General features: G+C 60.3%; 24 protein-coding genes. 1 reads left to right on the plus strand and 23 read right to left on the minus strand.

Annotation, left to right across the window (positions count from 1 at the left end; all coding sequences use genetic code 11):
- Positions 1-130: 130 nt before the first annotated feature.
- From QLG12_RS02010 to trmJ, 21 genes are all read right to left on the minus strand, one after another.
- Complete coding sequence (locus QLG12_RS02010; RefSeq protein WP_282473793.1) at positions 131-922, minus strand: amidohydrolase; 792 nt, start codon at positions 920-922, stop codon at positions 131-133.
- The gene (locus tag QLG12_RS02015; RefSeq protein WP_282473794.1) at positions 910-2,058 is read right to left on the minus strand and encodes a pyridoxal phosphate-dependent aminotransferase; all 1,149 of its coding nucleotides are present in this window, start codon (positions 2,056-2,058) and stop codon (positions 910-912) included. Before QLG12_RS02015 ends, QLG12_RS02010 begins: the two co-directional genes overlap by 13 nt.
- Positions 2,059-2,214: 156 nt before the next feature.
- Positions 2,215-3,687, minus strand: coding sequence for a ribosome biogenesis GTPase Der (gene der, locus QLG12_RS02020; RefSeq protein WP_197868447.1), 1,473 nt, complete (start codon positions 3,685-3,687; stop codon positions 2,215-2,217).
- 136 nt (positions 3,688-3,823) lie between these two features.
- Complete coding sequence (gene bamB / locus QLG12_RS02025) at positions 3,824-4,975, minus strand: outer membrane protein assembly factor BamB (protein ID WP_039765728.1); 1,152 nt, start codon at positions 4,973-4,975, stop codon at positions 3,824-3,826.
- Complete coding sequence (locus tag QLG12_RS02030) at positions 4,968-5,609, minus strand: tetratricopeptide repeat protein (protein ID WP_011335807.1); 642 nt, start codon at positions 5,607-5,609, stop codon at positions 4,968-4,970. The genes bamB and QLG12_RS02030 overlap by 8 nt, the downstream gene beginning before the upstream one ends.
- A gap of 41 nt (positions 5,610-5,650) precedes the next feature.
- Positions 5,651-6,940 (minus strand): histidine--tRNA ligase, encoded by a 1,290-nt coding sequence (hisS, locus tag QLG12_RS02035; RefSeq protein ID WP_064383908.1) that lies wholly within the window; start codon positions 6,938-6,940, stop codon positions 5,651-5,653.
- Between the two features lie 22 nt (positions 6,941-6,962).
- Positions 6,963-8,072 (minus strand): flavodoxin-dependent (E)-4-hydroxy-3-methylbut-2-enyl-diphosphate synthase, encoded by a 1,110-nt coding sequence (ispG, locus tag QLG12_RS02040; RefSeq protein WP_007956680.1) that lies wholly within the window; start codon positions 8,070-8,072, stop codon positions 6,963-6,965.
- Between the two features lie 3 nt (positions 8,073-8,075).
- Entirely contained in the window at positions 8,076-9,134 is a 1,059-nt protein-coding gene (locus QLG12_RS02045; RefSeq protein ID WP_282473795.1) for a RodZ domain-containing protein, read from the minus strand.
- Entirely contained in the window at positions 9,134-9,892 is a 759-nt protein-coding gene (gene pilW, locus QLG12_RS02050) for a type IV pilus biogenesis/stability protein PilW (protein ID WP_007956682.1), read from the minus strand. The genes QLG12_RS02045 and pilW overlap by 1 nt, the downstream gene beginning before the upstream one ends.
- 12 nt (positions 9,893-9,904) lie before the next feature.
- On the minus strand, positions 9,905-11,053 hold the full coding sequence (rlmN, locus tag QLG12_RS02055; RefSeq protein WP_064383910.1) for a 23S rRNA (adenine(2503)-C(2))-methyltransferase RlmN: 1,149 nt from the start codon (positions 11,051-11,053) through the stop codon (positions 9,905-9,907).
- A 28-nt stretch (positions 11,054-11,081) separates the two neighbouring features.
- On the minus strand, positions 11,082-11,507 hold the full coding sequence (gene ndk / locus QLG12_RS02060; RefSeq protein ID WP_039765715.1) for a nucleoside-diphosphate kinase: 426 nt from the start codon (positions 11,505-11,507) through the stop codon (positions 11,082-11,084).
- An 88-nt stretch (positions 11,508-11,595) separates the two neighbouring features.
- Positions 11,596-11,796 carry a Fe-S cluster assembly protein IscX gene (gene iscX, locus QLG12_RS02065; RefSeq protein ID WP_064383911.1) on the minus strand — a complete coding sequence of 67 codons (201 nt, stop codon included), beginning with the start codon at positions 11,794-11,796 and terminating at the stop codon, positions 11,596-11,598.
- 14 nt (positions 11,797-11,810) lie between these two features.
- Complete coding sequence (gene fdx, locus QLG12_RS02070; protein WP_007956685.1) at positions 11,811-12,152, minus strand: ISC system 2Fe-2S type ferredoxin; 342 nt, start codon at positions 12,150-12,152, stop codon at positions 11,811-11,813.
- Entirely contained in the window at positions 12,152-14,017 is a 1,866-nt protein-coding gene (hscA, locus tag QLG12_RS02075) for a Fe-S protein assembly chaperone HscA (RefSeq protein WP_236193453.1), read from the minus strand. Before hscA ends, fdx begins: the two co-directional genes overlap by 1 nt.
- 51 nt (positions 14,018-14,068) lie before the next feature.
- On the minus strand, positions 14,069-14,590 hold the full coding sequence (gene hscB / locus QLG12_RS02080) for a co-chaperone HscB (protein ID WP_197868442.1): 522 nt from the start codon (positions 14,588-14,590) through the stop codon (positions 14,069-14,071).
- An 8-nt stretch (positions 14,591-14,598) separates the two neighbouring features.
- Positions 14,599-14,922, minus strand: coding sequence for an iron-sulfur cluster assembly protein IscA (gene iscA, locus QLG12_RS02085; protein WP_003227904.1), 324 nt, complete (start codon positions 14,920-14,922; stop codon positions 14,599-14,601).
- Between the two features lie 34 nt (positions 14,923-14,956).
- Positions 14,957-15,343, minus strand: coding sequence for a Fe-S cluster assembly scaffold IscU (gene iscU / locus QLG12_RS02090; RefSeq protein WP_003227907.1), 387 nt, complete (start codon positions 15,341-15,343; stop codon positions 14,957-14,959).
- Between the two features lie 101 nt (positions 15,344-15,444).
- A complete protein-coding gene (locus tag QLG12_RS02095; protein WP_282473796.1) occupies positions 15,445-16,659 on the minus strand; it encodes an IscS subfamily cysteine desulfurase in 1,215 nt (404 codons plus the stop codon).
- Between the two features lie 50 nt (positions 16,660-16,709).
- Positions 16,710-17,201: a Fe-S cluster assembly transcriptional regulator IscR gene (iscR, locus tag QLG12_RS02100; protein WP_007956690.1), complete on the minus strand. Its 492-nt coding sequence runs from the start codon at positions 17,199-17,201 to the stop codon at positions 16,710-16,712.
- Between the two features lie 168 nt (positions 17,202-17,369).
- The gene (gene cysE, locus QLG12_RS02105; RefSeq protein WP_007956691.1) at positions 17,370-18,146 is read right to left on the minus strand and encodes a serine O-acetyltransferase; all 777 of its coding nucleotides are present in this window, start codon (positions 18,144-18,146) and stop codon (positions 17,370-17,372) included.
- A gap of 2 nt (positions 18,147-18,148) precedes the next feature.
- Positions 18,149-18,919: a tRNA (cytosine(32)/uridine(32)-2'-O)-methyltransferase TrmJ gene (gene trmJ, locus QLG12_RS02110; RefSeq protein ID WP_282473797.1), complete on the minus strand. Its 771-nt coding sequence runs from the start codon at positions 18,917-18,919 to the stop codon at positions 18,149-18,151.
- Between the two features lie 145 nt (positions 18,920-19,064).
- On the opposite strand from trmJ, the gene suhB reads away from it, so the two are divergent.
- Positions 19,065-19,883, plus strand: a complete 819-nt coding sequence (gene suhB / locus QLG12_RS02115; RefSeq protein WP_007941397.1) for an inositol-phosphate phosphatase — start codon at positions 19,065-19,067, stop codon at positions 19,881-19,883.
- Between the two features lie 97 nt (positions 19,884-19,980).
- On the opposite strand, the gene QLG12_RS02120 is transcribed toward suhB, so the two are convergent.
- Both QLG12_RS02120 and secF read right to left on the minus strand, forming a co-directional pair.
- Entirely contained in the window at positions 19,981-20,529 is a 549-nt protein-coding gene (locus QLG12_RS02120) for a glycine zipper 2TM domain-containing protein (RefSeq protein ID WP_011335818.1), read from the minus strand.
- Between the two features lie 121 nt (positions 20,530-20,650).
- Positions 20,651-21,565 (minus strand): protein translocase subunit SecF, encoded by a 915-nt coding sequence (secF, locus tag QLG12_RS02125; RefSeq protein WP_197868441.1) that lies wholly within the window; start codon positions 21,563-21,565, stop codon positions 20,651-20,653.
- Positions 21,566-21,573 lie beyond the last annotated feature (8 nt).

The following is a 21,573-nucleotide window of genomic DNA, read 5'->3' on the forward strand; positions in this document are numbered from 1 at the left end:
TGTCTGGTTTGGCCCCATCGCGGGCAAGCCCGCTCCCACAGGGTTTTCTGGTGTAAATGACATTGAGTACGAACCGGTCACTGTGTGAGCGGGCTTGCCCGCGATAAGGCCCGCACAGTCACGCAAAAATTCAGGTGAATTCGAAGGTGTCCGCATCCAGATTCGCCGGAAACCGCTCGCGGTAAGCCGCCAGCGAAGCCGATTCCAGAATCACCTTGAACACCCCGTCAGCCTCCCCCGCCGCCAGCAACGTCTCGCCCTGAAAATCCAGCACCTGACTGTCGCCGGTATAGGCAAAGCCCTTGCCATCGGTGCCAACCCGGTTGACCGCCGCCACATAGCACAGGTTTTCGATGGCCCGGGCCGGCAGCAAACGGTTCCAGTGCTGACGCCGCGCGCCCGGCCAGTTGGCGGTGTACAGCAACAGATCGGTGTCCTGAGCGTCGCGGCTCCACACCGGGAAGCGCAAGTCGTAGCAAATCAGCGGACGCACCCGCCAGCCCTTGAGTTCGAACTGCACCTGGCGTTCGCCGGGGGTGTAGTGATTGTGCTCGCCGGCCATGCGGAACAGGTGGCGTTTGTCGTAATGCAGCACTTCGCCGTCTGGCCGCGCCCACAGCAAGCGGTTGCGGTGGCTGCCGTCGGCGGCCTGGATGATCACGCTGCCGGTGACGACCGCGTTCAGTTTCGCCGCCTGGATCCGCAGCCATTTGCTGGTCGGGCCGTTTTCGGCTTCGGCCAGGGTTTCGGACTCCATGGAGAATCCGGTGGTGAACATTTCCGGCAGGATGATCAGATCAGCACCGCGCGCCTGCTCCAGCAACGCGTCGAAATGCTCGAGATTGGCCTGACGATCATGCCAGGCCAAGCTGGTCTGGATCAGCGCCAGATTCAGATCAGGCAACGCACTCAGATCACGCATAGTTTGGCCGCCGCTTCCCGCAGCGTCTCCTCACGTTTGGCAAAGCACAGGCGCACCAGGCGCTGGCCTTCGGGTGGATGCTGGTAGAACACCGACACCGGAATACTCGCCACGCCGTGCTCGCGGGTCATCCACATCGCCATCTCGACATCGTTAAGGTCGGGGCGAATCTGCGAGTAATCGACCAGTTGGAAATAAGTGCCGGTGACGCGGGTGAAACTGAATCGCGACGGCGCCAGCAGATCACAGAAAAGATCGCGCTTGGCCTGATAGAAACCCGGCAGCTCTTCGACGTGTTCCGGATGCTCGGCCATGTAATCGGCCAGGGCGTATTGCAACGGCGTCACTCCGCAGAAACTGACGTACTGATGCACCTTGCGCAGCTCCGCCGTCAGGGCCGGCGGCGCCACGACGTAACCGGTTTTCCAGCCGGTGACGTGATAGGTCTTGCCGAACGAGCTGACCACGAAGGCGCGCTGATACAGCTCTTCATGGGCCAGCACGCTGACATGCGGCACGCCGTCGAACACCAGATGCTCATAGACTTCATCGCTGATCACGTAGATGTCGCGATCACGGATCAGCGCCGCCAGTTGATCCAGCTCGGCACGGCTGATCAGCGCACCGCTCGGGTTGTGCGGGGTGTTGAGGATGATCATGCGTGTGCGTGGGCTCAGGGCTGCGCTGAGCTTTTCGAAGTCGATGGAGAAATCTTTCAGCCCAAGCTGCACATGCACGCAGCGCCCGCCGGCCAGTTCCACCGACGGCTCGTAGCTGTCGTAGGCCGGGTCGAACACGATGACTTCGTCGCCGCTGTGGATAACCGCCTGAATGGCACAGAAAATCGCCTGGGTCGCGCCGGGGGTCACGGTCACTTCATTGTCGGCATCGACGCTGGCGCCATAACTGCGGGCAATCTTCGCCGCAATCTGCTGGCGTAGCGCTGGCAGGCCAGTCATGGGCGAATACTGGTTATGGCCGCTGGCAATGTGCCGACCGACCGCGTCGCGCAGTGCCTGCGGGCCGTCGAAATCGGGAAAACCCTGGGAAAGGTTGAGCGCTCCGGTCTGCGCCGCGAGCTGAGACATCTGCGTGAAAATAGTGATGCCGACATTCGGCAGCTTGCTGGTGATCATCGGGAGCCCCTTGCAGGTGAGCTGCAAGTTTCAAGCTGCAAGCGACAAGTTTCAAGCATCAATCCTTCGCCCACAAAAAAGGGCTCTGAACAGAGCCCTTCCTTGCTTCCACGCTTTAACTCGAAGTTTGCAGCCAGAACCCCGCAGCTGCTCTTTTTACTTCTTGTCGCGACGCTTCTTGTCGGCCTTCTTGTGGTGCGACATCAAGCGACGCTTCTTGTTGACCTGGCGGTCGGTCAGCGTGTTCTTGTTGCCTTCGTACGGGTTCTCGCCACCCTTGAACTCGATACGGATCGGCGTACCGACCAGTTTGAGCACACGGCGGTAAGTGTTTTCCAGATAGCGCACGTACGACTTCGGCACTTTCTCGATCTGGTTGCCGTGGATCACGATGATCGGCGGGTTCGCCCCACCCAGGTGAGCGTAACGCAGCTTGATTCTGCGGCTGTTGACCATCGGCGGCTGGTGCTCGCTGACCGCGTCTTCGAGAATCTGCGTCAGGCGGCTGGTCGGCCAGCGGGTGACCGCCGACTTGAACGAGTTCTGCACCGAAGCGTAGAGGTTGCCCACGCCAGTGCCGTGCAAGGCCGAGATGAAGTGAATGTCGGCGTAATCAACGAAGAACAGACGACGTTGCAGCTCGACCTTCACATAGTCGCGCTCGCTCGGGGTCATGCCGTCCCACTTGTTGATCGCGATCACCAGCGCACGACCCGCCTCGATGGCGAAACCCAACAGGTTGAGGTCGTGATCGACCACGCCTTCGCGGGCGTCCATCACGAAGATCACCACGTTGGCGTCTTTGATCGCCTGCAGGGTTTTGACCACGGAGAACTTTTCGACTTCTTCGTGGATCTTGCCGCGCTTGCGCACACCGGCGGTGTCGATCAGCGTGTACTTCTCGTCGTTACGCTCGAACGGGATGTAGATACTGTCGCGGGTGGTGCCGGGCTGGTCGTAGACGATTACCCGGTCTTCACCGAGCATGCGGTTGACCAGGGTCGACTTGCCGACGTTCGGACGGCCGATGATGGCAATCTTGATCCCGTCTTTTTCGCTCGGGCCAGGAATGCGCTTGGCTTCCTCGCCTTCGGCGACCACTTCGTCCTCTTCACCTTCCGCCGGCTCGTCATCATCGCGCGGGAAGTCGCTCAGGGCGGTTTCCAGCAGTTGAGTGATGCCGCGACCGTGGGCACCGGCGATCGGGATCGCATGGCCCATGCCCAGCGGGGCGAATTCGGCGCGGGCCATTTCCGGGTCGATGTTGTCGACCTTGTTGGCCACCACGTGGGAACGCTTGTTACGTTTGCGCAAGTGTTCGGCGATCATCTGGTCGGCGGCGGTGAAACCGGCCTTGGCATCTACCAGGAACAGAACCACATCCGCTTCTTCGATGGCCAGCAGCGACTGCTCGGCCATTTTTTCGTCCATACCATGCTCGTCACCGGAGATACCGCCGGTGTCGATCAGAATGTAGGAACGCCCTTGCCACTTGGCCTCACCGTACTGGCGATCACGGGTCAGACCGGACAAGTCGCCGACAATGGCGTCGCGAGTCCTGGTCAGGCGGTTGAACAAGGTGGACTTGCCGACGTTCGGTCGGCCCACCAGGGCGATTACGGGAACCATGCGGCTCTCCACTTCGTTATTTCAGAAAATACAAAAGCCGCTGCGAGGCAGCGGCTGGTGCTCGGGGCAACACCCGTGGGTGCTGCAAACCCTGCAGAAGCAAGGCCGCCTGGGGAATTAACCCCAAGCATAGTTGTTACTTGATGGTCAGGGCTTCCAGTTTGCCGCTGTTGCCATACACATAAATCGTGTCACCCACCACCAGCGGACGGGCACGCAGGCCGTCGCTGTCGATGCGCTCGCGGCCGACGAAGCGACCGTCCACCTGACTCAGCAGGTGCAGGTAACCTTCCAGGTCACCGACTGCAACGTAGCTGGAGAACACTTCCGGCGCCGACAGTTGACGACGGGCCAGCGAATCGTTGCTCCACAGGGCTGTGGTGGAACGCTCGTCGACGCCTTCAACCGTGCCCGACGACAGGCTTACGTAGACATTGCCGAAACCCTGGGCAACACCGGCGTAGCTCGACGCATCGCGCTGCCAGAGTTGACGACCGCTTTCCAGATCCAGTGCCGCGACGCGACCCTGATAGCTGGCGACGTACAGGGTACCGCCGGACAGCAGCAGACCGCCGTCGATGTCGACCACGCGCTCCAGTTCCGAACGACCTTGTGGAATAGCGATCCGCTGTTCCCAGACCGGCACGCCGTTGGAAATGTCGAGCGCGACCACTTTACCGGTCGACAGGCCAGCCACTGCGAGGCGGTTGGTGACGATCGGTGCGCTGGTACCGCGCAGGGTCAGTACGGCCGGCGTGCTGTCATACACCCAACGCTGGTTGCCGGTGGACGCGTCCAGACCGATCAGACGATCGTCCTGGGTCTGTACCACCACCACGTCACCGTTGTTGGCCGGTGGCGCGAGGACTTCGCTGTTGACGCGCGAGCGCCACTTCTCTTCGCCGTTGATGGCGTCGAGGGCAACGACTTCACCGCGCAGGGTGCCGACCATGACCAGACCGTAACCCACGCCAACGGCGCCGGACACAGGCAGTTCGAGGTCTTTCTTCCATTTCACGTCGCCGTTGCCGCGATCCAGGCCCATCACGATACCGGTCACGTCGGCCGCGTAGATGGTGTCACCGTCGATCGCCGGCACCAGCATGTTGTAGGTTTCGCCCTGACCGTCACCGATCGAGCGGCTCCACTGCTTGTGCAGGACCACTTCTTCTTTGAAGTCAGTCAGCTCGGCCGGTGGCAGTTCTTTTTTGCTGTTGCTGCTGCAACCCGCGGCCAGAATGGCCAGAGCCAGCAATGCTGCATGCTTCCAACGGATCACGTCACGCATCCCCTTTGGCCAGGTCGTCCAGCTTGATTTGAAGGCCACCGACCGCCGCTTCATCCGACAGTGCCGCCTTGGCTTTTTGATACGCCGCGTTCGCTTCGTCGGTACGGCCCAGCTGCACCAGCAGGTCGCCCTTGAGTTCTTCGCGAGTGGCCAGGAACGACTTGTCGGCATCGCCTTCGAGCAGTTTCAGGGCTTCATCGGCCTTGTTCTGTGCGCCCAGTACCTGCGCCAGACGCTGACGGGCGATTTCGCCCAGCGCCGGGTTGGCCGGTTTGGCCACGATGGCCTTGAGTTCGGTCGCCGCGTCGTCCAGCTTGCCGCTGTCGACCGCGACCTTGGCCACGAACAGGCTGCCGTACTGCGCGTAGGCAGAACCGCCGAACTCGCTGTTGAGCTTGCCGGCCAGATCCGCAACGCGCGCGGCGTCAGGCTTGCCGTCCGGGGTCAGCGTGGTTTCCAGCAATTGCTGATAGAGCACCGAGGCGCCTTGCGACTGGTTGCTCTGATACTTGTGATAAGCCTGCCAGCCGAACACGATGACCAGTGCCAACAGGCCGCCGGTGACCAGAGGTTTGCCGTTGCGTGTCCACCAGTCCTTCAAATCCGCCAACTGTTCGTCTTCGGTACTCGACACCCCAATACTCCTTAATCGCTAAATCGGCTGTTTGGACAGCTTCAACCCTGCACGACGCAGGTGGCCAGGTGTGCAGCGAGCGCATCCCAGGCAATACTTTGTTGTTCGCCCTGGCCACGCAGGGGTTTGAAACCTACCACTTGCTGGGCCATTTCGTCGTCACCGAGGATCAGTGCGTACAGCGCACCGCTCTTGTCGGCTTTCTTGAACTGGCTCTTGAAGCTGCCGGCGCCGGCATTGACTTGCAGGCGCAGGTTGGGCAGCTGGTCGCGTACCCGCTCGGCCAGAGCCAGACCGGCCAGCTCTGCTTCTTCGCCGAAGGCGCAGAGATAGACGTCGACCTGACGGGAGATCTCCTCCGGGATCTGCTCCAGGGTTTCCAGCAGCAGCACCAGACGCTCGATGCCCATGGCGAAACCGACGCCCGGGGTCGGCTTGCCGCCCATCTGCTCGACCAGACCGTCATAGCGCCCACCCGCGCAGACGGTGCCCTGGGCGCCGAGCTTGTCGGTGACCCATTCGAATACGGTTTTGCTGTAGTAATCCAGACCACGCACCAGCTTCGGGTTGAGCACGTAAGGAATGCCGACGGCATCCAGACGGGCCTTCAGGCCTTCGAAGTGGGCACGGGATTCGTCATCCAGGTAGTCGGCCATTTTCGGCGCATCGACCAGCACGGCCTGGGTGTCGGCATTTTTGGTGTCGAGCACGCGCAGCGGGTTGGTCTTCAGGCGACGCTGGCTGTCTTCGTCCAGTTTGTCGTGATGCGCCGAGAGATACTCGACCAGCGCTTCACGATAACGGCCGCGGGACTCGCTGGTGCCGAGGCTGTTGAGCTCGAGCTTGACCGCATCGCGGATGCCCAGTTCGCCCCACAGGCGCCAGGTCATGATGATCAGTTCGGCGTCGATGTCCGGACCGTCAAGGTTGAACACCTCCAGACCGATCTGGTGGAACTGGCGATAACGGCCTTTCTGCGGACGCTCGTGACGGAACATCGGGCCGATGTACCAGAGTTTCTGCACCTGGCCACCGCCGGTGATGCCGTGCTCGAGCACTGCACGCACACAGGCGGCCGTGCCTTCCGGACGCAGGGTCAGGGAGTCGCCGTTGCGGTCTTCGAAGGTGTACATCTCTTTTTCGACGATGTCGGTCACTTCACCGATCGAGCGCTTGAACAGCTCGGTGAACTCGACGATCGGCATGCGGATCTGCTTGTAACCGTAGTTATCCAGCAGACGCGAAACGGTGCCTTCGAAATAACGCCATACCGGCGTCTGTTCCGGCAGGATGTCGTTCATGCCACGAATGGCTTGCAGAGACTTGCTCACAGAAATTCCTTAATTCGTTCGATCAGCCGCGCGCGATAACCGCTGCGTCAGCTTCGACCTTCTCGGCCGCTTTCTCGCGGATCAGCTTTTCCAGCTCGTCCACCAGATTGTCATTCGTCAGTTTCTGCGACGGCTTGCCGTCGATGTAAATCAGGTTTGGCGTGCCGCCAGTCAAGCCGATATGGGCTTCCTTGGCTTCGCCGGGGCCGTTGACCACGCAACCGATCACCGCGACATCCAGCGGCACCAGCAGGTCTTCAAGGCGCCCTTCCAGCTCGTTCATGGTCTTGACCACATCGAAGTTCTGCCGCGAGCAGCTCGGGCAGGCGATGAAGTTGATGCCACGGGAACGCAGATGCAAAGACTTGAGAATGTCGTAACCGACCTTCACTTCCTCGACCGGGTCGGCCGCCAGCGAGATGCGGATAGTATCGCCAATCCCCTCGGCGAGCAGCATACCTAGGCCCACGGCGGATTTCACTGTACCGGAGCGCAATCCACCGGCTTCGGTGATGCCCAGGTGCAGCGGCTGAACGATTTCCTTGGCCAGCAGACGGTAGGCTTCAACGGCCATGAACACGTCGGAAGCCTTCACGCTGACCTTGAAGTCCTGGAAATTCAGGCGTTCGAGATGCTCGACGTGACGCAGGGCGGACTCGACCAGCGCGGCCGGGGTCGGCTCGCCGTATTTCTTTTGCAGGTCTTTTTCCAGGGAACCGGCGTTGACGCCGATGCGGATCGGGATCCCGCGGTCACGGGCGGCATCGACCACCGCACGCACGCGGTCTTCGCGACCGATGTTGCCCGGGTTGATGCGCAGGCAGTCCACACCCAGTTCGGCCACGCGCAGCGCGATCTTGTAGTCGAAGTGGATGTCGGCAACCAGCGGCACCTTGACCAGTTGCTTGATCTTGCCGAACGCCTCGGCGGCGTCCATGTCCGGTACCGAAACGCGGACGATGTCGACGCCGGCGGCTTCCAGACGGTTGATCTGCGCGACGGTGGCAGCGACGTCATTGGTGTCGCTGTTGGTCATGCTCTGCACGGCGATAGGGGCATCGCCGCCCACGGGCACGTTACCGACCCAGATCTTGCGCGATTCGCGACGTTTGATTGGAGATTCGCCGTGCATGACTTATTGACCCAACTTCAGGCGAGCAGTCTCGCCACTGGTGAACGGAGCGACATCGACCGGCTGGCCGTTGTAGCTGACCTGCGCGCCACGGGCAACGCCCAGACGCACGGCAAACGGAGGCTTGCCGACGACAGACAGGCTGTCGCCCTTGCGCTTGAGGCCGCTGTACAGCACTTTGCCGCTGCCATCGGTCACTTGAGTCCAGCAATCGGCGATGAACTGCACCTGAACCTGGCCTTGACCAGCAGCCGGAGCAACGGGCGCTGTCGGCGCGGGTGCCGCGACGGCCGGAGCTGCCGGGGCAGTAACGGTCGGTGCAGGCGTGGCCGGAGCGGCAGGTGCCGGATTTGCAGGAGCAGCAACCACAGGCGCTGGCGTATGAGCCGGTGCAGCCGGAGTCGCAGCTGGCGCTGCGGGTGCCGGAGCAACCGGGGCGTTGGCTGGCGCTGCGGTCTCGGTTTCGGCACCGCTCGATTCAGCCGTGGTTTCCGATTGAGGCAGCGCCAGAGCGGTCGAGCCCTCGGCTTCGCCTTCCGCGACGGCCTGGTCTTCCGGCTCGTCCAGCGGATGAATCTGGGTCGTGCCGTCGGCGCCTTCGACTTCTACGTGCTCCGGGGCCAGGCCAATCAGGTCCTTGGTGCGCTGCGAAGTCTGATCCTGCCACCAGACGAAACCACCGCCGATGACCGCAATCAGCAACAACAGGCTGACGATACGCAAAATAGTGTGGGAAACCCGCACCGGCTCTTCGATACGGCCCAGCGCGTGGACATTGCTGCCCTGGGAATCGGTGCCGGTGGACTGGTCGAATTGCTGGACCAGAACGGTTTGATCCATGCCGAGCAATTTGGCATAGGCACGAATGTAGCCGCGAGCAAAGGTATGCCCGGGCAACTTGTCAAAAGCCCCGGCTTCAAGGTTGCTCAGGGAGGCCACGGTGAGGTTGAGCTTGAGGGCCACTTCGGCCAGCGACCAGCCATTGCTTTCGCGGGCCTGGCGCAGGGTCTCACCGGGGTTAACGCGATTCGCTGCTACAACTTCGGGATGCGCCGCTTTCATCATTGCTCCGACAGGTATTGCTGATATTCCGGCGTACCGGGATAGAGTCGTTTTAATTGCAGGCCCGCACTGGCGGCCTTGTCGCGATCTTCAAATACTTTTGCCAACCGAACGGCGAGCAGCAGACTACGTGCATTTTGCTCGGAGAGCTGGCTGAAACGGTCGTAATAGTCACGCGCGGGCACATAATGCCTGTCTTCGAATGACAACTCAGCCATTTCCAGCAATGCCCGTGGCTGCTGACGGTTCAAACGCAGCGCCTTTTCCAGCTGCTGCTGCGCCAGATCACGCTGACCGAGCTTTGCCGCCGTCATGCCGAGGTTCTCGAACACCCGCGAACGCTCAGGATACAGGGTATCGGCGGCCGCCTGTTCAAAACGCTCGTAGGCTTCCTTGTAACGCTGTTCTTCGTAGAGAAAACTGCCGTAGTTGTTGAGGATGCGCGCATCGGCGGGACGGGAGGACAAAGCCTTGCGGAAGTGTTCATCAGCAAGCGCAGGCTCCATTTCGGCCTGGAACACCAGGCCCAGCGCGGCGTTGGCGTCGGGATCCGACCCGTCCAGCTCCAGGGCTTTCTTCAGTGGAACCTTGGCCCGTTCGGTCATGCCCTGCTGCAAGTATCCCAACCCCAGCTGCACGTAGGCAGCTCGCGCTTCGTCACGGCCTTTGCTGGTCTTCATCGGGTTGTAGTCGCCCGACAGGACACAACCAGCACACAGGCTGGCCAACAGCAACAGCAGCGCAAAGCGCAGGGACATAGAGATCCTCTCTTAGTTAGTGTTCGCGGCGTTCTGTGCCAGATCGCTGTCGGCGCTCAACTCGCGCACGGCGATGTAACGTTCGCTGCGACGGGTGCGATCCAGCACCTGCCCTACCAATTGACCACAAGCCGCGTCGATGTCTTCACCACGGGTGGTGCGCACGGTGACGTTGAAACCGGCCTGGTGAAGCTGATCCTGGAACCGGCGGATGGCGTTGTTGCTCGGCCGCTCGTACCCGGAATGCGGGAACGGGTTGAACGGAATCAGATTGATCTTGCACGGAATATCCTTGAGCAGCTCGATCATTTCCACCGCGTGCTCAAGCTTGTCGTTGACGTCCTTGAGCAAGGTGTACTCGATGGTCAGCACACGTTTCTCGCCAAGGGCGGACATGTAGCGCTGGCACGACTCGAGCAGCATCTTAAGCGGATATTTCTTGTTGATCGGCACCAATTGGTTACGCAATGCGTCATTCGGTGCGTGCAGGGACAACGCCAGGGATACGTCGATGTGCTTGGCCAGCTCATCGATCATCGGCACCACACCCGACGTGGACAGGGTCACGCGGCGCTTGGAGATCCCGTAGCCCAGGTCATCCATCATCAGATGCATGGCGGCCACGACGTTGTCGAAGTTCAGCAGCGGTTCGCCCATGCCCATCATCACCACGTTGGTGATGGCGCGGTCGATGGTAGCCGGAACACTGCCGAAGGATTTGTTGGCAATCCACACCTGACCGATGACTTCGGCGGCGGTGAGGTTGCTGTTGAAGCCTTGCTTGCCGGTGGAGCAGAAACTGCAGTCCAGGGCACAGCCTGCCTGGGACGAAACGCACAGAGTGCCGCGTTTGCCCTGGGGAATGTAAACGGTCTCGACGCAGCTGCCGGACGCCACGCGCACCACCCACTTGCGGGTGCCGTCGCTGGAAATGTCCTCGCTGACCACTTCGGGACCACGGACCTCGGCAACAGCCTTGAGCTTTTCGCGCAAGGCCTTGCTGACGTTCGTCATGGCGTCGAAATCATCGACGCCAAAGTGGTGAATCCATTTCATTACCTGACCGGCACGGAAACGCTTCTCCCCGATTGAGTCGAAGAATTTTTCCATTTCCGGCTGGGTCAGACCCAGCAGGTTGGTTTTAACAGTCGATATCGTCATGGATTCACCTTCACTCTTAAGCCAATGCTTAGCGAGTGGTTACTTCAGTAGCTGCGAAGAAGTAAGCGATTTCGCGAGCAGCAGCGGCTTCGGAGTCCGAACCGTGAACGGCGTTGGCGTCGATCGATTCAGCGAAGTCAGCACGGATGGTGCCTGGAGCAGCTTCTTTAGGGTTGGTAGCGCCCATCAGCTCACGGTTGCGAGCGATGGCGTTTTCGCCTTCCAGAACCTGAACAACAACAGGACCCGAAGTCATGAAGGCAACCAGGTCGCCGAAGAAACCACGAGCGCTGTGCTCAGCGTAGAAGCCTTCGGCTTCGGCTTTGGACAGTTGCTTCAGTTTCGAAGCTACAACGCGCAGGCCAGCGTCTTCGAAGCGAGTGGTGATCTTGCCGATCACGTTTTTAGCAACGGCGTCAGGCTTGATGATGGAGAAAGTACGTTGAACAGCCATGGTGTAACTCCAGAAACGGTAATTTGCGAAAAATTAAACCCGCGAATTATACGCGGGTTCTTGGGTATTGCCTAACCTGCGAGGACGATCAGTCCAATTCATCGGCCCAGAGAGTCTGAACCGCCTCCAATACCTTCTCGCCAACACGACCAGAGGTATTGTCGAAGTCCGGCAGCTCTTTGATCCACTGCTGCAACTCGACGAAATTGACAGAATACGGATCTACACCCGGCTTGGCCTCAGCCAGCTCTTCTGCAATACGTTGAACATCATTCCAACCGTAGCTCATGACAGTCTTACCAGTCAGTGCGGCGCTTCGGCCGCATGGTTAAGCGAATATTTCGGAATCTCGACGGTGATGTCTTCTTCACCGACGATCGCCTGACAAGCCAGGCGCGACTGGGCTTCCAGACCCCAGGCACGATCGAGGAAATCTTCCTCCAACTCGTCGGCCTCTTCCAGCGAGTCGAAACCCTCGCGAATGATGCAGTGACAAGTGGTGCAGGCGCAGACGCCGCCGCAGGCGCTTTCCATCTCGATGTGGTGTTCGTGAGCCAGTTCGAGGATCGACGTGCCGGGTGCAGCGTCAACGACCATGCCTTCAGGGCAGAACTTCTCGTGGGGCAGAAAAATGACCTGCGGCATCAGATATCCTCGATTTCATTCAGATTGCGCCCGGACAGAGCGGCCTTCACCGTCTGATCCATACGACGGGCTGCAAAAGCATCGGTCACTTGCGACAGACGCTTGGTCTGCTGCTCGATGGCGTAACCATCGGTGCCTTTCATCAGTTCGGTCAGTTCCTGCACTTGCAACTCGATGACCATGCGCTCTTCAGCGTCGAGCAAACGCTCGCCATCCGCCTCCAGGGCGCCCTGCACCGCTTCGATCAGGCGCTGGGCATCGACCTGCTGCTCGCGAAGAACGCGGGCGACCTTGTCGTCATTGGCGTGCTGGAACGAATCTTTCAGCATCTTGGCGATTTCGCCGTCGGTCAGGCCATAGGACGGCTTGACCTGAATGCTCGCTTCAACGCCCGAACCCAATTCACGGGCAGAGACGCTGAGCAGACCGTCAGCATCGACCTGGAAGGTCACGCGAATTTTCGCTGCACCGGCCACCATCGCCGGGATGCCGCGCAATTCGAAGCGAGCCAGGGAACGACAGTCGGAGATCAATTCACGCTCGCCCTGCAACACGTGGATCGCCATGGCCGACTGGCCGTCTTTGTAAGTGGTGAAGTCCTGGGCGCGAGCGACGGGGATGGTGGTGTTGCGCGGAATCACCTTCTCCATCAGGCCGCCCATGGTTTCCAGCCCCAGGGACAGCGGGATGACGTCGAGCAGCAGCAGTTCGCCGCCATCGCGCTTGTTGCCGGCCAGGGTATCGGCCTGGATCGCGGCACCGATGGCCACCACTTGATCCGGGTCGATTTCGGTCAGCGGCTGACGGCCGAAGGCTTCGGCGACAGCTTCGCGAACACGTGGAACGCGGGTCGAACCACCGACCATGACCACGGCGTGCACATCTTCCAGTTCGACGCCGGAATCACGCACGGCGCGGCGGCAGGCCTTGAGGCTGCGGGCAACCATTGGCTCGATCAGCGCATCGAAGGCTTCGCGGGTCAGCTGAGCCTTCCAGTCGCCGTAGGCAACTTCAACACTACTGGCATCCGTCAGGGCTTCTTTGGCGGCGCAGGCAGCTTGCAGCAGGCTGCGCTGTGCGCCCGGATCGAGGTCGGCGGACAAACCGGCGCTCTCGATGATCCAGCCGGCAATCGCGTGATCGAAATCATCGCCGCCCAGCGCGCTGTCGCCGCCAGTGGCCAGGACTTCGAAGACACCGCCAGTCAGGCGCAGAATCGAAATATCGAAGGTGCCGCCGCCCAGGTCGTAAATGGCGACCAGGCCTTCGGCATGCTGATCAAGACCGTATGCCACCGCTGCGGCGGTCGGCTCGTTGAGCAGACGCAACACGTTCAGACCGGCAAGTTTCGCCGCGTCCTTGGTAGCCTGGCGCTGAGCATCGTCGAAATACGCCGGAACTGTGATCACCGCGCCCACCAGCTCACCGCCAAGGGTGGCTTCAGCGCGCTGACGCAATACTTTCAGGATATCGGCGGACACTTCGACCGGGCTTTTCGGGCCCTGTACGGTGTCGATGAACGGCATGTGCGATTCGCCGCCGACAAAGCGGTACGGCAGCTGATCGCCCAATTGCTTGACGTCGGACAGACCACGACCCATCAGGCGTTTGACCGACAGCACGGTATTCAGGGGATCGGAGGATGCGGCCAGCTTGGCCGACTCGCCGACTTCGACGCGATCGGCGTGATAACGCACGGCGGAAGGCAGGATGACCCGCCCTTCGGCATCGGCCAGCGGCTCGGAAAGACCACTGCGCAACGCAGCGACCAGCGAGTTGGTAGTACCCAAGTCGATTCCCACAGCCAGACGACGCTGGTGCGGTTGAGGACTTTGGCCGGGTTCGGCGATCTGCAGTAGGGCCATCGTGATCAGGACTTATCTGTATATCAGGCGTGCGACCGGAGCGGCACTGGGTTAATCGTCGAGGCGCTCTTCTAACTGGCGCACTTCGTAGGTGAGCTTGTCGAGGAACTGCATGCGCCGCATCAGGCGTTCGGCCTGTTCGCGTTGCGCTGCATCATCCCAACAGGCTGCGAAGCTTTCGTTGAGCTCTTCCTGGGCGGTTTTCAGGCGACGCTTGAAAGCCGCGACACCGTTCAGGTCGGCACTGTCCTGCAGATCTTCGAGCTCTTCGCGCCATTGCATCTGCTGCAGAAGAAACTCGGGATCGTGAACGGTGACTTCCATCGGCACTTCATGCCCGCTGATGGTCAGCAGGTAGCGTGCACGCTGGGCCGGACTCTTGAGTGTCTGGTAGGCATCGTTGAGCCGCGCAGACTGCTCAAGCGCCGACCGCTGCTCGCGCTCGGAAGCATCGGCAAAGCGGTCAGGGTGAACGCCGCGCGCCAGCTCGCGATAGCGCGTGGCCAACTGCTCGAGATCCAGACGAAAGCCCGGTTGCAGCTCGAATAAAGCGAAATGACAAGGAATACCCACGACAAGCCTCAGATGTTGAAGCTTTCGCCGCAGCCACATTCACCGCGTACGTTGGGATTGTTGAACTTGAAGCCTTCGTTCAATCCTTCCTTGACGAAGTCGAGCTCGGTGCCGTCGAGGTAGGCCAGGCTCTTCGGGTCGATGATCACTTTCTCGCCGTGACTCTCGAACACCTGATCTTCTGCAACCACCTCGTCGACAAACTCCAGCACGTAGGCAAGGCCGGAACAGCCTGTGGTGCGAACACCCAGACGAATCCCTTCACCCTTGCCGCGCCCGTCGAGGGAGCGCCGCACGTGTCGAGCAGCCGCTTCTGTCATGCTGATAGCCATCGTTGACTCCTTACTCGTCGCCAAATCTTGAAAGTCAGATCAAGCCTTTCTTCTGCTTGTAATCGCGAACGGCCGCCTTGATAGCGTCTTCAGCGAGAACCGAGCAGTGGATTTTCACTGGCGGCAGGGCCAGTTCTTCGGCCAGCTGAGTGTTCTTGATGGTTTCAGCCTCGTCCAGAGTCTTGCCCTTCATCCACTCGGTAGCGAGGGAGCTGGAGGCGATAGCCGAACCGCAGCCGTAGGTCTTGAACTTGGCATCTTCGATAACGCCCTGATCGTTGACCTTGATTTGCAGACGCATCACGTCGCCGCACGCCGGAGCGCCGACCATGCCGGTGCCGACATCAGGATCTTCCGCGTTCATCTTGCCGACGTTGCGCGGGTTTTCGTAGTGGTCGATGACCTTTTCGCTGTAAGCCATGATTCTCAATCCTCACTCATCAGGGCCGCTCTTGAGACCCTGCAACTGCGCTGCGTAAACCGCCGCGTCGCTACAGGATCTGTACCCGGCGGCTTCTATATTTAGTGTGCCGCCCACTCGATCTTCGAGATATCGACGCCGTCTTTGTACATGTCCCACAGCGGCGACAGAGCGCGCAGCTTGGTAACGGCCTCGCAGACTTTCTGCGCGGCGTAGTCGATTTCTTCTTCGGTGGTGAAACGGCCGAAGGTGAAACGGATCGAGCTGTGTGCCAGTTCGTCGTTCCGGCCCAGGGCGCGCAGTACGTACGAAGGCTCAAGCGACGCCGAGGTGCAGGCCGAACCGGACGAAACCGCCAGATCCTTGAGTGCCATGATCAGCGACTCACCTTCAACGTAGTTGAAGCTCAGGTTCAGGTTGTGCGGAACGCGGGCGGTCAGGCTGCCGTTGACGTACAGCTCTTCCAGGTGCTCGACCTGCTTGTAGAAGCGGTCGCTCAACGCCTTGATGCGGACGTTTTCGGCAGCCATGTCTTCCTTGGCCACACGGAACGCTTCGCCCATGCCAACGATCTGGTGGGTCGCCAGAGTCCCGGAACGCATGCCGCGCTCGTGACCGCCACCGTGCATGGTCGCTTCGATGCGCACACGCGGCTTGCGGCTGACGTACAGCGCGCCGATACCTTTAGGGCCGTAGGTCTTGTGAGCGGAGAACGACATCATGTCGACTTTCAGTTTCTGCAGGTCGATTTCGACCTTGCCGGTGGACTGAGCGGCGTCGACGTGGAACAGAATGCCTTTGGAACGAAGCAGCTCGCCGATGGGGGCGATGTCGTTGACGGTGCCGATTTCGTTGTTCACGTGCATCACAGACACCAGGATGGTGTCTTCGCGCAGCGCGGCTTCGATCATGGCCGGGGTGATCAGGCCATCTTCGGTCGGATCGAGGTAGGTGACTTCGAAACCTTCACGCTCCAGCTGGCGCATAGTGTCGAGAACAGCCTTGTGTTCAATCTTGGAGGTGATCAGGTGCTTGCCCTTGGAGGCATAGAAATGTGCCGCACCCTTGATTGCCAGGTTGTCGGACTCGGTGGCACCGGAGGTCCAGACGATTTCACGCGGGTCGGCGTTGACCAGATCGGCCACCTGACGACGGGCGTTTTCGACGGACTCTTCGGCTTTCCAGCCGAACACGTGGGAACGGGACGCCGGGTTGCCGAAGTTTCCGTCGACCAGCAGGCATTCACTCATTTTTTGCGCAACGCGCGGATCGACCGGGGTGGTCGCAGAGTAATCAAGGTAAATCGGCAATTTCATGGACTATCTCCTAAATCAGGCTGGCTGGCGTGCCGCTAGCTCTCTGGCTGTCATTCGACGGCGGACGCTTCAATCTTGTCCAGGCGCGGCGCCTTGCCATTGCAACGACGCTGATCCTGACGCTGGGCCACTTCCTGCACCTCACGGCGAGTTACGAGGTCGGCCAAGCTGATACCGCTGAGAAATTCGTGAATCTGCAGGCTCAGGTCGCACCACAGGTGATGGGTCAGGCAGGTGTCACCGGAGTGGCAGTCGCCCTGGCCCTGGCATTTTGTTGCATCGACCGATTCGTTCACCGCATCGATCACCTGAGCCACCTGAATGCCCTGCATGTCACGGGACAACTGGTAGCCACCGCCCGGACCGCGAACACTGGAAACCAGGTTGCTGCGGCGCAGCTTGGCGAAAAGCTGTTCGAGATAGGACAGGGAGATGCCTTGGCGCTCGGAGATATCGGCCAGGGACACCGGCCCGTGTTGCGCGTGCAACGCCAGGTCAAGCATGGCGGTCACGGCGTATCGGCCTTTTGTAGTCAGTCGCATGGACAATTACCACGGAGTTCGGAATGGGCGGGAGTATGCAATTCCCGAGCATTTAAGTCAACTATAAGACCTAGTGCTTTAGTCGGGTTTACCCGCAAAAGAGCGCGCGAATGATAGCAGGGTCTGCGGCCTAATGGCACACCAGTCGGCAGCAGCCCTGCAGGGACATCAGTGGAGCTTGGATTCGTCCTTGCCCTTGACGCAGGCAAAGTCTTCTTCACGCAGTTCAGGCAGATCTTTCGCGCAGTAATTACTGCCCAGATCCTTCAGCGCGCCGCACATTCCCTCCAGACGTCCGTCCACCGCTTGCAGGTGATCGAGCAACTGGCCGATGGCGCGCGCCACCGGATCGGGCATGTCCTCGCTGACACCATAGGCGTCGAAGCCGATCTTCTCGGCCATCGCCTTGCGCTTGGCGTCGGCCTCATCATCGGACTTGACGATGATCCGGCCCGGAATCCCCACCACAGTGGCACCCGGTGGCACTTCTTTGGTGACGACAGCATTGGACCCGACCTTGGCGCCGGCACCCACAGTGAACGGACCGAGCACCTTCGCACCTGCGCCCACCACCACGCCATCGCCGAGCGTCGGGTGACGCTTGCCCTTGTTCCAGCTGGTACCGCCCAGGGTCACGCCCTGATAGATCGTCACGTCATCGCCGATTTCAGCGGTTTCGCCAATCACGATGCCCATGCCATGGTCGATGAAGAAGCGCCGACCGACCTTGGCCCCCGGATGGATCTCGATCCCGGTCAGCCAGCGACCGAAGTTCGACACCAGCCGCGCCAGCCATTTCAGATCATTGCGCCAGAGCATGCCGGCCAGTCGATGAATCCAGATCGCATGCATGCCGGGGTAGCAGGTCAGGACTTCAAAAGCGTTACGCGCCGCCGGGTCTCGGTGGAATACGCTCTGGATATCTTCACGCAAACGCTCGAACATCATTAATCCTTCCGCTTAAGGAGCTCGCCACGGGCCGCTTTCTGGGTTTCCGTGAGGATGCCACGCAAAATATTCATTTCCGCCCGGCTGACCGAGCTGCGTCCGTACAACCGGCGCAGGCGCGCCATCAAGTGCCGCGGCTTTTCCGGATCGAGGAATTCGATGGCCACCAGGGTCTGCTCCAGGTGCTCATAGAACCGCTCCAGCTCATCCATGGTCGCAAGCTCTGCGCTTTTCACGGAGGCCACTTCTTCCTTCTCGATCTTGGTCGGCTGGCCTTGTGCGGCCAGCCACGCCATGCGCACTTCATAACTCAACACCTGCACCGCCGCCCCGAGGTTCAGCGAGCTGAATTCAGGATCGGAGGGGATGTGCACGTGATAGTGACATCGCTGCAGCTCGTCATTGGTCAGGCCGGAATCTTCACGACCGAACACCAGCGCGATCTCCGCGCCCTGCCCGGCCTCCTCGACCACTTTGATTCCGCACTCGCGCGGATCCAGCAATGGCCAGGGAATGCGCCGGTCACGGGCACTGGTGCCGAGCACCAGATTGCAACCAACCAGGGCGTCTTCCAAGGTGGCGACGACTTGCGCGTTTTCAAGGATGTCACCGGCACCGGAGGCACGGGCATCGGCTTCGTGATGCGGAAAGACGCGCGGATCAACCAGCACCAGACGCGACAGGCCCATGTTTTTCATGGCGCGCGCGGTCCCGCCGATGTTTCCCGGGTGGCTGGTATTGACCAGGACGACACGAATATTTTGCAGCACGGCGGGCGCTCTCGGACTCGGCAAAGGGGTGCAAATCTTACAGAACAGCCTACCGTTAAGCTATGAAAGCGAACAGCGACCTTCACCTGAAGAAAAGTTCTGATAGAATGCGCGGCTTTCTTTAACAACCTTAGGTGACACATCCATGCAGCCAATGCTGAATATCGCGCTGCGCGCCGCCCGCAGCGCCAGTGAACTGATCTTCCGCTCCATCGAGCGCCTGGATACCATCAAGGTCGACGAAAAAGACGCCAAGGATTACGTATCCGAGGTCGATCGCGCCGCCGAACAGAAAATCATCGACGCCCTGCGCAAGGCTTACCCGAATCACTCGATCATGGGTGAAGAGACCGGCCTACATGCCGGCACCGGCATCGAAGGCGAAGAATACCTGTGGATCATCGATCCATTGGACGGCACCACCAACTTCCTGCGCGGCATTCCTCACTTCGCTGTCAGCATCGCCTGCAAATACCGTGGTCGCCTGGAACACGCTGTTGTTCTGGATCCGGTTCGCCAGGAAGAATTCACCGCCAGCCGTGGTCGCGGCGCTCAACTGAACGGTCGTCGCCTGCGTGTCAGCGGTCGTACCAGCCTGGACGGCGCCCTGCTCGGCACCGGTTTCCCGTTCCGTGACGACCAGATGGACAACCTCGACAACTACCTGGGCATGTTCCGCGCCCTGGTTGGCCAGACTGCCGGCATCCGCCGCGCTGGTTCGGCAAGCCTGGACCTGGCTTACGTAGCCGCCGGCCGTTTCGACGCGTTCTGGGAGTCGGGTCTGTCCGAGTGGGACATGGCCGCTGGCGCCCTGCTGATTCAGGAAGCAGGCGGCCTGGTGAGCGACTTCACCGGCGGTCACGACTTCCTTGAAAAAGGCCACGTCGTTGCCGGCAACACCAAGTGCTTCAAGGCAGTTCTGACGGCGATCCAGCCGCACCTGCCGGCCTCGCTGAAGCGCTAAGCGTTTCGCGAAACCCAAAAAAACACCCTTCGGGGTGTTTTTTTATGGGCATGAAAAAGCACCCCGAAGGGTGCTTTTCTTATAAGCCGTCAACCAATCACTGGCCCGGCTGGTTCTGCGACAGGATCAGCTTGCCTTCCTTGTCGACCGGGATCTGGTTGCCCGGATCACGATCCATCCGCACCTTGCCTTCCTTGCCGTCCAATGAATAACGGACGTCATAGCCCACAACCTTGTCGCTGATGTCATTCACCGTGTTACAGCGAGTCTGAGTCGTGGTGTAGGTATCACGCTCCTGCATACCCTCCTGAACCTTGTTACCGGCGTAACCACCACCGACCGCACCGGCCACCGTGGCAATCTTCTTGCCGGTGCCGCCGCCGATCTGATTACCCAGCAGACCACCTGCCAGCGCACCGACCACGGTGCCGGCGATCTGGTGTTGATCTTTCACCGGTGCCTGCCGGGTCACCGTCACATCCTTGCACACTTCACGTGGAGTCTTGATCTGTGTTTTGACCGGCTCTACGGCCAGCACTTGCGCATACTCAGGGCCGCTTTTAACCAGGCTGTAGGTGGCAACAGCACCCCCGGCAGTCACACCGACAGCACCCAATACCGCACCAACCAGCAACGACTTGTTCACATGAACCTCCTGACCATCACATGCGGGAACGCGCCCGCGCTTCTCCCAGCCTTGGAGCAAAAAAAAAGACGCGAGTTCAACTCGCGTCTTTTTTGACTGACAGCCGGGGAAACGATGGCCGTTATGGACGGTCGTCGACTTCCTTCTCGGTATTGGCCGGTGGAATCAGGTCTTCCGAAGACAGGTTCAGCCAGATCAACACCACGTTCGCGATGTAGATCGACGAGTAGGTACCCGCCAGAACACCGATAAACAGGGCGATGGAGAAGCCGAACAGGTTATCGCCACCAAAGAACAGCAGCGCCGCGATCGCCAGCAGGGTGGAGATCGACGTCGCCATGGTCCGCAGCAAGGTCTGAGTCGTCGAGATATTGATGTTCTCGATCAGCGAAGCCTTGCGCAGGACACGGAAGTTCTCACGCACCCGGTCGAATACGACGATGGTGTCGTTGAGCGAGTAGCCGATGATCGCCAGCACCGCCGCCAACACCGTCAGGTCGAAGGTGATCTGGAAAAACGACAGGATACCGATGGTCACGATCACGTCGTGGATCAGCGATACGATGGCACCGACCGCGAACTTCCACTGAAAGCGGAAAGCCAGGTAGATCAGGATGCCGCCGAGTGCCAGCAGCATGCCGAGGCCGCCCTGGTCACGCAGCTCTTCACCGACCTGCGGGCCGACAAACTCGACACGCTTGACGGTAGCGGGGTTATCGCCGCCGACCTTTTGCAGCGCTTCTGCCACCTGATGACCCAGTTGCGGGTCTTCACCCGGCATACGCACCAGCAGGTCGGTGGTTGCACCGAAGTTCTGCACGACGGCTTCGTGGTAACCCGAAGTCACCAGCTGCTCGCGCACCTTGGTGACGTCAGCCGGACGCTCGTAGGTCAGCTCGATGAGCGTACCACCGGTGAAGTCCAGCCCCCAGTTCATGCCCTTGTGGAACACACTGAAGATTGCCAGCAAGGTCAGAAATACGGTGACGCCGAACGCAAAGTTGCGGACGCCCATGAAGTTGATTGTACGTAACATGGCAGCCC

This window comes from Pseudomonas sp. V88_4, assembly GCF_029967985.1.
Taxonomy (GTDB): domain Bacteria; phylum Pseudomonadota; class Gammaproteobacteria; order Pseudomonadales; family Pseudomonadaceae; genus Aquipseudomonas; species Aquipseudomonas glycinae.